Origin of the sequence: Tepidiphilus sp. J10, assembly GCF_006980785.1 — a bacterium.
Taxonomy (GTDB): Bacteria; Pseudomonadota; Gammaproteobacteria; order Burkholderiales; family Rhodocyclaceae; genus Tepidiphilus; species Tepidiphilus olei.
On record NZ_SBHP01000001.1, the window covers coordinates 831,684 to 843,357 of the forward strand.

Consider the following 11,674-nt stretch of genomic DNA (forward strand, 5'->3'; position numbering starts at 1 on the left):
GCGGTTGCCCCAAAACGAACGAAGAGGAAAAGGGAAAGGAGGAGACGACCATGCCCGTGAAGAAACCCGCCCCCGGCGATCTGGAGCCGATCGAAACTGCCAGCCTCGACGAGCTGCGCGCGCTCCAACTCGAACGACTCAAGTGGAGCGTACGCCACGCCTACGAGAACGTACCGCACTACCGCAAGCGCTTCGACGAACACGGGGTACATCCCGACGATCTGAAATCGCTGGAAGATCTGGCGAAATTCCCTTTCACCACGAAATACGACCTGCGTGACAATTACCCGTATGGCATGTTCGCCGTGCCGCGCGAGCAAATCGTGCGCATCCACGCCTCCAGCGGCACCACCGGCAAACCCACGGTGGTGGGTTACACCAAGAAGGACATCGACACCTGGGCCGACGTCGTCGCCCGCTCGATCCGTGCCGCCGGCGGCCGCCCCGGTGACATCGTCCACGTGGCCTACGGCTACGGACTCTTCACCGGCGGGCTGGGGGCGCACTACGGTGCCGAGCGCCTCGGCTGCACCGTCATCCCCATGTCCGGCGGGCAGACGGAAAAACAGATCCAGATGATCATGGATCTCAAGCCCGACATCATCATGGTCACGCCCTCGTACATGATGACGGTGTTCGACGAGATGGAACGCCTGGGCATCGACCCGCGCACCTGCTCGCTGAAAGTGGGCATCTTCGGCGCCGAGCCCTGGACCGATGCGATGCGCCGTGCGATGGAGGCACGTGGTGGGCTCGACGCCGTGGACATCTACGGGCTCTCGGAAGTGATGGGGCCGGGCGTGGCCTGCGAATGCGTCGAAACCAAGGATGGGCCGACCATCTGGGAAGACCATTTCTATCCCGAGATCATCGACCCGGTCACCGGCGAGGTGCAGCCCGACGGCGCCGAGGGCGAGCTCGTGTTCACGACGCTCACCAAAGAGGGCCTGCCGATGATCCGCTATCGCACGCGCGACCTCACGCGCCTGCTGCCCCCCACGGCGCGCGCCATGCGCCGCATGGCCAAGATCACGGGTCGAACCGACGACATGCTCATCATCCGTGGCGTCAATGTCTTCCCTACCCAGATCGAAGAATTGATCCTGCGCATCCCCAAGCTCGCGCCGCACTACGTGCTCGAGGTGGACAAAGAGGGCTATCTCGACAAGCTCACCGTCAAGGTCGAGATCAACCCCGAAGCAGGCGTCGGGCGCCATCCGGAGCAGAAACAGGCGCTCGCCAAGGAACTCGCACACCTCATCAAGACCTTCATCGGCGTGTCGGCCAACGTGATCGTCGGCGAGCCCTATACCATCGAACGTGTGACGGTAGGCAAGGCGCGGCGCGTGATCGACCGGCGGCCGAAGGAATGAGCGCGACCCGGATCGAGACTGCCGCGGTATGCTACGGCCTCGATCCATGACGACGCAAGGGGGGCGGAAATGGCCCGTAGACGCGGTGAATCCTTCGAGCAGCAGCGCAACGAGATCCTGGAAAAGGCGGCGATGCTTTTTGCCGAAGCGGGCTTTCACGCCGCTTCCATGGCCTCGCTGGCTCGAGCCTGCGGCGTGTCGAAGGCGCTCCTCTACCATTATTACCAGGACAAGGAGCACATCCTGTTCGATGTGGCCCTGTCCTACGTCGAGCGCCTGGTGGCCATCGTCGAAGAGGAACTCGGCCGCGAACCGCCCCTCGGCCCCGCGGGAGCCGGCGTGGTGCTCGATCGCCTCATCGCCCGCTTCCTCGAAGAATACCGACATTCGCAGTACCGGCACATCGTGCTGGTGCAGGACGTCAAGCACCTGCCCGAGCCGTTGCGCGAACCGGTGCTGGAGAAGCAGCGCCAGGTGGTACGGGCCTTTGCGGGCGTGATCGCGGCGCTGGAGCCGGAGCTCGCCGCCACGGCGCTGCTCAAGCCGGTGACCATGGTGCTCTTCGGTATGATCAACTGGACCTTCACCTGGCTGAGGCCCGACGGTCCCCTGAGTTACCGCGACATGGCACCGATCGTGACGACGATGTTCATGGCCGGCGTGCATGCGATCGCCAGACGCGAAGACCTGCTGCAGCGCTTCGCCGTTGAATCGAAACCAATACGAGACCCGGACGAGGCCGTCGTGCCGACCCTACAAGGAGAAAAAGGATGAAGAATCGCGCGGTCTATCTCTGTGATGGCATCCGCACCCCCATCGGCCGTTATGGCGGCGCCCTCGCCCAGGTACGCCCGGACGATCTCGCCGCGCACGTGATCGCCACGCTCATGGCACGCCAGCCGCAGGTCGATTGGGAGGCGGTCGACGACGTCTACTTCGGCTGTGCCAACCAGGCCGGAGAGGACAACCGCAACGTCGCCCGCATGGCAGCGTTGCTCGCCGGCCTGCCGCAGACGATTCCCGGCTCGACCATCAACCGGCTGTGCGGCTCGGGCATGGACGCGATCGGCACCGCCGCCCGGGCGATCGCCTGCGGAGAGGCCGAATTGATGATCGCCGGCGGAGTCGAGAGCATGACGCGCGCGCCCTTCGTCCTGGGCAAGGCCGAGAGCGCCTTCTCGCGCAGCGCCAAGATCGAAGATACCACCATCGGTTGGCGCTTCGTCAACCCGAAGATGCAGGCGCGCTACGGTATCGACTCCATGCCCGAAACCGCCGAGAACGTGGCCGAGCAGTTCGGCATCGCCCGCGCCGACCAGGACGCCTTCGCCCTGCGCAGCCAGCGCCGCTACGCCGAGGCCGCCGCGCGTGGCTTCTTCGACGGCGAGATCGTGCCGGTAGAGGTTCCGGCGGGAAGGAAGGGCGAGAAAGTGCCAGTGGCGCGCGACGAACATCCCCGGCCCGAGACCACGCTGGAGGCGCTCGCCAAGCTCAAGGGCGTGGTCAAGCCCGAGGGCACCGTCACCGCCGGCAATGCCTCGGGCGTGAACGACGGCGCCGTCGCCGTGCTCGTGGCAAGCGAAGAGGCGGTGGCGCGCCACGGTCTGCGGCCGATGGCGCGCATTCTTTCCATGGCCACCGTGGGGGTGGAACCCCGCATCATGGGCATCGGTCCGGCGCCGGCCACGCGCAAGGTGCTCGATCGCGCGGGACTGAGCCTGGCGCGCATCGACGCGATCGAACTCAACGAGGCCTTCGCTGCCCAGGCGCTGGCGGTATTGCGTCAGCTGGGGTTGCCCGACGACGCGGAACACGTCAATCCCAATGGCGGGGCCATCGCCCTGGGCCATCCCCTGGGAGCTTCCGGTGCCCGCCTGGTGCTCACCCTCGCGCGCGAACTCGAGCGGCGCGACGGCCGCTACGGCTTGGCGACGATGTGCATCGGCGTCGGTCAAGGCATCGCCATGGTGATCGAACGCATGCGATAAAATTTATACATTGTCAAATCGATTATATTTGTGATAATTTCTTCTTTGCCTCACCCCGCCGTGGCGGGCGAAGCATACGACACACAAAAAGGAGGAGACGGAGATGAAGAAGAAAAGCCTCATCATGGGTCTGGCCCTGACCCTCGGCTGTACTTTGGCCCAGGCACAGGTAAAAGTGGGTGTGACGGTGTCGGCCACTGGGCCGGCCGCGTCGTTGGGCATTCCGGAGAAGAACACGGTCGATCTTCTGCCGCGCGAGATCGCGGGACAGAAGATCGAGTACATCGTACTCGACGATGCGTCCGATACGACCCTTGCCGTGAACAACACCCGTAAGTTCATTACCGAGCACCGGGTCGACGTGGTGATGGGCTCCACCATCTCGCCCAATGCCCTGGCGATGGTCGACGTGGTGGCCGAGGCCAAGGTGCCGATGATCGCCTTTGCCGCCAGCGAAAAGATCGTCTCGCCGGTCGATGACAAGCGCCGCTGGGTGTTCAAGACGGCGCAGAACGATCGCATGATGGCAGAGGCCATCGTCGAGCACATGGTGGCGAGCGGCGTGAAGACCGTCGGCTTCATCGGTTTTTCCGATGCCTATGGCGAAGGCTGGTTCGAGAACTTCAAGGCCGCGCTCGATGCGGCGGGTCTCTCGCTCGTGGTCAACGAACGCTACAACCGCACCGACACCTCGGTGACGGGCCAGGTGCTCAAGATCGTCGGCGCCAAACCGGACGCGGTGCTCATCGCCGGCTCCGGCACGCCGGCGGCCTTGCCGCAGAAGACGCTCAAGGAGCGCGGCTACGCCGGAAAGATCTACCAGACCCACGGCGTGGCCAACAACGATTTCCTGCGGGTGTGCGGTCGCGACTGCGAAGGAACGTTCCTTCCGGCGGGGCCGGTACTGGTGGCGGCGCAACTGCCGGACGATCATCCGGCCAAAGCCTCGGCGATCGAATACGTTCGGGCCTATGAAGAGAAATTCGGTAAAGGCTCGGTTTCGACTTTCGGTGCCCACGTGTGGGATGCGGGTAAGCTTCTGGCCGCAGCTTTGCCCGAGGCGCTCGCCAAGGCCCAGCCCGGCACGGCCGAATTCCGCGTCGCCCTGCGCGAAGCCCTGGAGAACGTAAAAGAAGTACACGCGGCGATGGGGGTGTTCACCATGAGTCCGACCGATCACCTCGGGCTCGACCAGCGTGCGCGCGTGATGGTGCAGATCGACAAGGGGACGTGGAAATACGTTCGTTGAAGGGTTCATTGGAGCGACACGGAGGAGAGTGCAACATGAAGACGAAAAAACGCATCGTTTTGGGCTTGGCGCTGGCCTTGGGTTGGGCGATGGCGGCGCAGGCCCAGGTGAAGGTGGGGGTCACGGTCTCGGCCACGGGACCTGCCGCCTCGCTCGGAATTCCGGAGAAAAATACCGTAGAGATGCTGCCGAAAGAGATGGCGGGCCAGAAAATCGAGTACATCGTACTCGACGACGCCTCCGACACCACCACCGCCGTGAACAACACCCGGAAGTTCATCACCGAGCACCAGGTCGACCTGGTGATGGGCTCGTCCATCACCCCGAACGCGCTGGCGATGATCGACGTGGTGGCCGAGGCCAAGGTGCCGATGATCTCGTTTGCCGCCGGCGACCGGGTCATCTCGCCTGTCGACGAAAAACGGTACTGGGTATTCAAGACGCCGCAAAGCGACAAGATGATGACCGAGGCCATCGTCGAGCACATGGTGGCCAACGGCGTGAAAACGGTGGGATTCATCGGATTTTCCGATGCCTATGGCGAGAGCTGGTATCAGAGCTTCAGCGAGGCTGCTGCGGCCAAAGGGCTGCAAATGGTGGTCAACGAGCGCTACAACCGCACCGACACTTCGGTGACGGGCCAGGTGCTCAAGATCGTCGGCGCCAAACCGGACGCGGTGCTCATCGCCGGTTCCGGTACGCCGGCGGCCCTGCCGCAAAAAACGCTCAAGGAGCGTGGCTATCCCGGCAAGATCTACCAGACCCACGGCGTAGTGAACCCCGACTTCCTGCGCGTGTGCGGGCGCGACTGTGAAGGAACTTTTCTGCCGTCCAGCCCCGTGGTCGTAGCCCCGCAGCTGCCCGACGGTCACCCCGCCAAGGCCGCCGGCGTGGAGTACTTCCAGCTCTACGAGGCCAAATACGGCAAGGGTTCGGTGACGCAGTTCGGCTCTTACGCCTGGGATGCCGGCAAGCTCCTCGCCGCAGCGCTACCCGAGGCGCTCGCCAAGGCCAAGCCGGGAACGCCCGAATTTCGTGCCGCGCTGCGCGACGCGATCGAGAATCTGAAAGAAGTGCCAGCAGCCAACGGCGTCTACACCATGAGCCCGACCGATCACCTCGGGCTGGATCACCGTGCCCGCGTGATGCTGCGCATCGAAAGCGGGCAATGGAAGTACATCCCCTGAGGTGGCGGCCAGGCTGAATCGCCGCTCGACCCGAGGATAGAAAACCCATCCGACCCGCCGCCCTCGAGGGCGGCGGGCAGCGAGGATCGTGTCCATGGATTTTTCGATCGCGTTGATCTTGACGCAAGACGGCATCGTCAATGGTGCGGTGTATGTATTGCTCGCGCTTGCGCTGGTGCTGGTCTTCACCGTCACACGCATCATCTTCATCCCCCAGGGTGAGTTCGTCGCTTTTGCGGCGCTCACTTTGGCCATGCTCGAGAACGGGCGCTTTCCCGGTACCGTGTGGCTTGTGCTGGCCGGAGGGCTGGCCGTGTGCGTCATGGAGGCACGTTCGCTCGTGGCACGTCACGACTGGGGCCATCGTGTGCAGGTGCTCGGCTGGAATCTCGTCTATCCGCTCGTTCTGTGGGCGCTCGCGGCGCTCGTCGACTGGCGCGGTGCCGGACAGCTGGCGCGCATCGCCTTTACCTTGGCTCTGGTGGTGCCCCTCGGGCCGATGATGTTCCGCGTCTTCTTCCAGCCGATCGCTTCTGCGCCGGTGCTGGTGCTGCTCATCGTGTCGGTGGCGGTGCACGTGGCCCTCGTCGGTCTGGGATTGTGGATGTTCGGCGCCGAAGGCTATCGTACCCTGCCATTGTGGGACGAGAATTTCCTCGTCGGCCCCTTGCGCATCCCGGGGCAGGCGGTCTGGGTCGTGGGCGCCTCGGTCGTGCTCATCGCGCTGCTGGCGCAGTTCTTCAGTCGAACGATCTACGGCAAGGCGCTGCGCGCCACCGCCGTCAATCGCAACGGGGCGCGCCTCATGGGAATTTCACCCAATCTCGCCGGCCGGCTCACGCTCATGCTCGCCGCGGCGATCGGCGCCATTTCCGGCATTCTCGTCAGCCCCATCACCACCATCTACTACGACACGGGATTCCTCATCGGGCTCAAGGGGTTCGTGGCCGCCATCATCGGCGGGCTCGCGGCCTATCCGGCCGCGGCGGCCGGGGCGCTGCTCGTCGGGCTGCTCGAATCGTTCAGCTCCTTCTGGGCGAGCGCCTACAAGGAGGTGATCGTCTTCACGCTCATCATTCCCGTGCTCTTCTGGCGTTCCCTGCGCACCCACCACGTCGAGGAGGAGGAAGAATGACGAAAGCGCTTTCCCCCGTCGAGCCGCTCGCGAACCGGCGCGGCATTCCCCGGCGCGGGGTACTCGTGGCCTTCATCGCCCTGATCATCCTCGCGCCTTTCGTGCTGCGCCCCTTCCAGGTGAGCCTGCTCGACTACATCGCCCTGTATTCCCTCGTGGCGCTGGGCTTGGTGCTACTCACCGGCATCGGCGGACTCACCAGCTTTGGACAGGCGGCTTTCGTCGGCCTGGGGGCTTACGCCACCGCCGTGGTCACCACGTTTCACGAGTTGCCGGGCTGGCTCGCCTGGGCGCAGGGTTCCCCCTGGGGCGGCCTCGTCGTCGGGCTCGTGCTCACCCTGGTGGCGGCGCTGGTGATCGGTTCCATCACTCTGCGCCTGTCCGGGCACTACTTGCCGCTGGGTACCATCGCCTGGGGCATCAGCCTCTTCTTCCTCTTCGGCAACCTCGAATGGCTCGGCGGGCACACCGGCATGGGCGGCCTGCCGCCGATCTCATTGTTCGGCTTCGAATTGCTTGATCCGGCGCACTTCTATTACCTCGCCTGGGCCGTGCTGCTCGCGGCGATCTGGATGATCAGCAACCTGCTCGACTCGCGCGAAGGGCGGGCGATCCGCGCCTTGCGCGGCGGCCTGGTGATGGCCGAGGCGATGGGGGTAGACACCTCGCGCCAGAAGATGGTGATCTTCGTCGTGGCCGCGGTGCTCGCCTGCGTGGCCGGCTGGATGTATGCGCACCTGCAGCGCTTCGTCAACCCTTCCCCTTTTGGCATCAACATCGGCATCGAGTACCTCTTCATGGCGGTGATCGGCGGATCGGGCTACGTCTGGGGCGCGATCGTGGGGGCGCTCGTCATCACGCTCGCCAAGCAATGGCTGCAGGACTGGCTGCCGCAGCTGCTGGGGCAGAGCGGCAACTTCGAGGTGATCGTCTTCGGCCTGCTGATGGTGCTGGTGCTGCACCGCGCCCGCCAGGGGCTATGGCCCATCCTCGTACGCTGGGTACCGGTGGCGGCCGAGCCGCCGCGGCTCGATCCGACGCTGGAGCCGCTGCCGCAGCGCCCCAAACCGCAGCGCGGCACGGTGCTCCTCGAGGCGCGTGAAGTCACCAAACGCTTCGGCGGCCTGGTGGCGAACGACAAGATGAGCCTCACCGTCAAGGCCGGCGAAATCCTCGCCCTCATCGGCCCCAACGGGGCGGGCAAGAGCACCCTGTTCAACCAGCTCTCCGGCGTGGATACGCCCACCGAGGGCAAGATCTTCTTTCTCGGCGAGGACGTCACGGGCAAATCGTCGCGCGAGATCGCGCGCATGGGCATGAGCCGCACCTTCCAGCACGTCCGGCTACTATCCAGCCGCTCCGTGCTCGAGAACGTCGCCCTCGGGGCGCACCTGCGCGGCCGTGCCGGCGTATTCTCCGCCATGCTGCACCTGGAGCGCAAGGAGGAAGCACGGCTACTCGCCGAAGCGGCCCGCCAGATCGAACGGGTGGGGCTATGGGAGCATCGTTTCACCGAGGCCGGGGCGCTCGCGCTCGGCCAGCAGCGCATCGTCGAGATCGCCCGCGCCCTATGCGCCGATCCCTGCCTGCTGCTGCTCGACGAACCCGCCGCCGGTCTGCGCCACAAGGAAAAGCAGGCGCTCGCCGAGCTGCTCGACCGGCTGCGTGCCGAAGGCATGGGCATTTTGCTGGTGGAGCATGACATGGACTTCGTCATGGGTCTGGCCGATCGCGTCGTCGTGATGGAATTCGGCCAGAAGATCGCCGAAGGGCTGCCGGAGGAAGTGCAGCAGGATCCGGCCGTGCTCGAAGCCTATCTGGGAGGAGTGCAATGAGCGCCGACACCAAGCCGCTGCTCGAAGTGCGCGGGCTGTGCGTTTCCTACGGCAAGGTCGAGGCGCTGCACCAGGCCGGCATCCGGGTGGGGGGCGGGCAGATCGTCACCGTCATCGGTCCCAACGGAGCCGGCAAGACGACCCTGCTCTCCGCCATCATGGGGCTGTTGCCCTCGCGCGGCGAGATCGTCTTCGACGGTGAGCCGCAGCCACACCCGGACGTCGAATATCTCGTGACCCGCGGCATGGCGCTGGTACCGGAGAAGCGCGAGCTCTTCGGCGAGATGAGCGTCGAGGACAACCTCGTGCTCGGCGCCTTCCAGCGCTACCGGCGTGGCGAGCGGGACTATCGCGACACGCTGCGGGAGGTGTACGCCCTCTTTCCCCGCCTCGAAGAGCGGCGCACCCAGGTTGCCGGTACGCTTTCGGGCGGCGAGCGGCAGATGCTCGCTTTGGGTCGCGCGCTGATGGGCAGGCCGCGGCTGCTCATGCTCGACGAACCTTCATTGGGATTGGCGCCGCTCATCGTACGCGAGATTTTCCGCATCATCGCCTCTTTGCGCGAACGTGGCGTCTCCATTCTCCTGGTGGAGCAGAACGCCCGCGCCGCGCTGCAGGTGGCCGACTACGGTTACGTGCTCGAGATGGGCGAGATCACCATGCACGGGCCGGCCCATGAGCTCGCCACCGATGCGCGCGTGATCGAGGCCTATCTCGGATTGGGCCGACACCAGGAACGACTCGCGCCTTGAGCGCCAAGGAGCCTTTTCCATGACCGCATGGCGACGCATCGAAGACGAACACCAGGCCCACGCCGCGATCATCCACGGGTTGCGCTACCTCATCGAGGCGATCGAAGAGGGGAGGCAGCAGCCCGACTTCGAGCTGCTGCGCGCGATGGTGCACTATGTGGCCGAATACCCCGAACGCTCACATCATCCCAAGGAAGACCGCTTTCTCTTCGCCCGGCTCAAGGAGAAGACGCACGAGGCCGACGCGGTGATCGCGCGTCTGGAGCAGGAACATGCCGCCAATGAAAAGCGCGTGGCCGAACTCCAGGAGGCGCTTCGTGCCTATGCCGCGGGCGAGGCGGGCGGTTTCGAGACGTTCAAGCAAGCCTTCGGACGTTACGCCGACTTCTACCGCCAGCACATGATCACCGAAGAGCGCGAGATCCTGCCGCTCGCGCGTCGTGTGTTCAGCGCCGAGGACTGGGAAGCGGTCGAAGAGGGTTGGCGCACCTGCTCCGATCCGCTTGCCGGCGTGACACCCAACGAGGACTGGGAGAAGGCATTTCGGGAACTGGTCATGCGCGCACCGCCGCCCATTGGGCTGGGTTCCACCCCTTCCGGCTGACCGTCGAAGTTCGACCAACGCACGTTTTTTTTGACTTTATGGGCTCCGTCGCCTAGAATGAAACAGGTTGAATTTTTTCTTGGAGAATCACCATGAACGAGCAAAACGTGCAAACACAGCCGACACCTACGCCTCAAGCGAGTGCAGAAAAGCTCAAGGAAGATCTGCGCCATCTGGCGCAGACGCTCGAAGAACTGGTGGCCGCGACCGCCGGTGAGACGAGCAGCGAGATCCGCGAGCTGCGCGAGCGCGCCCGTACCCGTTTGGAGGAGACCCGGGCGCGGCTCGCCGAGCGCGGCACCGAGTTCTACCAGCAGGCGAGCACCACGCTGCGCGCCACCGCCCAGCAGACCGAAGGCTACGTGCGCGAGCATCCTTGGACCAGCATCGGTCTGGGGGCTGCCGTGGGCATGCTGATCGGCCTGCTGATGGGCCGCCGCTGATGGATCGTCCCGCCGGCCCAATGGAGCGCGTCTTCGGCGCCTCCAAGCGCCTCCTGGAGCATCTGCTCGAAGGCGGCGAAATGCGGCTGCGGCTGGCGGTGCTCGAATTGGAGGAAGAACGCGCCCGGCTCTTCGATCTTCTCCTCCTTGCGGGTTTGAGTCTGGCGCTGGGTGCCTTGGGGCTGGCCTTCGTCGGCGTGTTCGTGGTCGCCGCCTTCTGGGAAACCCATCGCCTCACCGCCGTCGCGACGGTGGCCGCCGTTTTTCTGCTGGGGGCCGCATTCGCCGCCTGGCGCCTGCGCTGCCTGGCGCGCCAGCGCAGCCTGTTGCGCGCCACCCTCGCCCAACTCGCCACCGACCGGCAGCTGCTCGCCGAACCCGGTGAGGGGGCCTGATGCGCCGCGACGAACTCGCCGCCCGCAAGGCCGAGCTGGAAGCGCGCATCGCCGCGCACCGCCGCCGCATGGCTCAGGACACGGCTGAATGGCACGAGGCGGTGCGCCCCGTCGACGACGCCTGGCGCACCCTGGTGCGCTGGAAAGTGCCGCTCGCGCTCGCCGGCGGCGCGATTTTGTGGCGCTTGGGGCGGCACGGCACGGCCCAGGCGGCCCTCAAATGGTGGGGGCGAGGGTTGGGTGTGGTCGAAGGGGTGCGGCTGGCGCACAAATTGCTTTCCGGCAAGAGCGGCGGTTGGCGCGATCGGGGAACCGCGTGATACACTGCGGCGCGATCCCCTGCCACTTCCAAGGATGACATCATGAATCCTCCCCCCATGTTCGACGAGCTCGCACAGAAACTCAAGCACCTCGCCGAGACGAGCCCTCTCAAGGATTTCGAGAAGAATGCCAAGGCGCTGCTCGGCTCCATGTTCGAGCGCATGGATCTCGTCACCCGCGAAGAATTCGAAGCGCAGCGCGAGCTGGTGATCAAACTGCGGCAAGAGCTCGCCGAGCTCGAACGCCGCGTCGGGCTGCTGGAAGCCCAGGTCGCCGGCGGCGTGGACGAAGACTGAACCCGCGCCTGCCGCAGGAATGCGGCATCGCTGGGAGGAAAAGCCGGCCTGAGGGCCGGCTTTTTTATTGCCAAGATCTTGACATGTCCATCTGAT

At 65.2% G+C, this 11,674-nt stretch carries 13 protein-coding genes; all 13 read left to right on the forward strand.

From position 1 onward, the window contains the following. Positions 1–50 precede the first annotated feature (50 nt). The gene (gene paaK / locus EPD81_RS04080) at positions 51–1,373 is read left to right on the forward strand and encodes a phenylacetate--CoA ligase PaaK (RefSeq protein WP_142804103.1); all 1,323 of its coding nucleotides are present in this window, start codon (positions 51–53) and stop codon (positions 1,371–1,373) included. A 69-nt stretch (positions 1,374–1,442) separates the two neighbouring features. Then, complete coding sequence (locus EPD81_RS04085) at positions 1,443–2,147, forward strand: TetR/AcrR family transcriptional regulator (protein WP_142804104.1); 705 nt, start codon at positions 1,443–1,445, stop codon at positions 2,145–2,147. Then, a complete protein-coding gene (gene pcaF / locus EPD81_RS04090; protein WP_142804105.1) occupies positions 2,144–3,361 on the forward strand; it encodes a 3-oxoadipyl-CoA thiolase in 1,218 nt (405 codons plus the stop codon). The genes EPD81_RS04085 and pcaF overlap by 4 nt, the downstream gene beginning before the upstream one ends. A 103-nt stretch (positions 3,362–3,464) precedes the next feature. Further along, positions 3,465–4,610, forward strand: a complete 1,146-nt coding sequence (locus tag EPD81_RS04095; RefSeq protein WP_142804106.1) for an ABC transporter substrate-binding protein — start codon at positions 3,465–3,467, stop codon at positions 4,608–4,610. A gap of 35 nt (positions 4,611–4,645) precedes the next feature. Beyond that, the gene (locus EPD81_RS04100; RefSeq protein ID WP_142804107.1) at positions 4,646–5,797 is read left to right on the forward strand and encodes an ABC transporter substrate-binding protein; all 1,152 of its coding nucleotides are present in this window, start codon (positions 4,646–4,648) and stop codon (positions 5,795–5,797) included. A gap of 94 nt (positions 5,798–5,891) precedes the next feature. After that, positions 5,892–6,932, forward strand: a complete 1,041-nt coding sequence (locus tag EPD81_RS04105; protein ID WP_142804108.1) for a branched-chain amino acid ABC transporter permease — start codon at positions 5,892–5,894, stop codon at positions 6,930–6,932. Continuing rightward, positions 6,929–8,767, forward strand: a complete 1,839-nt coding sequence (locus tag EPD81_RS04110) for an ATP-binding cassette domain-containing protein (RefSeq protein ID WP_142804109.1) — start codon at positions 6,929–6,931, stop codon at positions 8,765–8,767. The genes EPD81_RS04105 and EPD81_RS04110 overlap by 4 nt, the downstream gene beginning before the upstream one ends. Then, a complete protein-coding gene (locus tag EPD81_RS04115) occupies positions 8,764–9,519 on the forward strand; it encodes an ABC transporter ATP-binding protein (RefSeq protein WP_142804110.1) in 756 nt (251 codons plus the stop codon). The genes EPD81_RS04110 and EPD81_RS04115 overlap by 4 nt, the downstream gene beginning before the upstream one ends. Before the next feature lie 19 nt (positions 9,520–9,538). Beyond that, entirely contained in the window at positions 9,539–10,123 is a 585-nt protein-coding gene (locus tag EPD81_RS04120; RefSeq protein ID WP_142804111.1) for a hemerythrin domain-containing protein, read from the forward strand. 92 nt (positions 10,124–10,215) lie between these two features. Next, positions 10,216–10,566, forward strand: coding sequence for a YqjD family protein (locus tag EPD81_RS04125; RefSeq protein ID WP_055423112.1), 351 nt, complete (start codon positions 10,216–10,218; stop codon positions 10,564–10,566). Beyond that, positions 10,566–10,961, forward strand: a complete 396-nt coding sequence (locus tag EPD81_RS04130; RefSeq protein WP_142804112.1) for a phage holin family protein — start codon at positions 10,566–10,568, stop codon at positions 10,959–10,961. Before EPD81_RS04125 ends, EPD81_RS04130 begins: the two co-directional genes overlap by 1 nt. After that, complete coding sequence (locus EPD81_RS04135; protein WP_142804113.1) at positions 10,961–11,281, forward strand: YqjK family protein; 321 nt, start codon at positions 10,961–10,963, stop codon at positions 11,279–11,281. The genes EPD81_RS04130 and EPD81_RS04135 overlap by 1 nt, the downstream gene beginning before the upstream one ends. Before the next feature lie 42 nt (positions 11,282–11,323). Next, a complete protein-coding gene (locus tag EPD81_RS04140; protein ID WP_142804114.1) occupies positions 11,324–11,578 on the forward strand; it encodes an accessory factor UbiK family protein in 255 nt (84 codons plus the stop codon). Positions 11,579–11,674: the final 96 nt, after the last annotated feature.

Bases quoted from the DNA above. Each gene is read 5' to 3' on its own strand.
- EPD81_RS04120 (WP_142804111.1), top strand. From the start codon at position 9,539: ATGACCGCATGGCGACGCATCGAAGACGAACACCAGGCCCACGCCGCG.
- EPD81_RS04085 (WP_142804104.1), top strand. From the start codon at position 1,443: ATGGCCCGTAGACGCGGTGAATCCTTCGAGCAGCAGCGCAACGAGATC.
- EPD81_RS04135 (WP_142804113.1), top strand. From the start codon at position 10,961: ATGCGCCGCGACGAACTCGCCGCCCGCAAGGCCGAGCTGGAAGCGCGC.
- EPD81_RS04100 (WP_142804107.1), top strand. From the start codon at position 4,646: ATGAAGACGAAAAAACGCATCGTTTTGGGCTTGGCGCTGGCCTTGGGT.
- EPD81_RS04125 (WP_055423112.1), top strand. From the start codon at position 10,216: ATGAACGAGCAAAACGTGCAAACACAGCCGACACCTACGCCTCAAGCG.
- EPD81_RS04115 (WP_142804110.1), top strand. From the start codon at position 8,764: ATGAGCGCCGACACCAAGCCGCTGCTCGAAGTGCGCGGGCTGTGCGTT.
- EPD81_RS04140 (WP_142804114.1), top strand. From the start codon at position 11,324: ATGAATCCTCCCCCCATGTTCGACGAGCTCGCACAGAAACTCAAGCAC.
- EPD81_RS04105 (WP_142804108.1), top strand. From the start codon at position 5,892: ATGGATTTTTCGATCGCGTTGATCTTGACGCAAGACGGCATCGTCAAT.
- EPD81_RS04095 (WP_142804106.1), top strand. From the start codon at position 3,465: ATGAAGAAGAAAAGCCTCATCATGGGTCTGGCCCTGACCCTCGGCTGT.
- pcaF (WP_142804105.1), top strand. From the start codon at position 2,144: ATGAAGAATCGCGCGGTCTATCTCTGTGATGGCATCCGCACCCCCATC.
- EPD81_RS04130 (WP_142804112.1), top strand. From the start codon at position 10,566: ATGGATCGTCCCGCCGGCCCAATGGAGCGCGTCTTCGGCGCCTCCAAG.
- paaK (WP_142804103.1), top strand. From the start codon at position 51: ATGCCCGTGAAGAAACCCGCCCCCGGCGATCTGGAGCCGATCGAAACT.
- EPD81_RS04110 (WP_142804109.1), top strand. From the start codon at position 6,929: ATGACGAAAGCGCTTTCCCCCGTCGAGCCGCTCGCGAACCGGCGCGGC.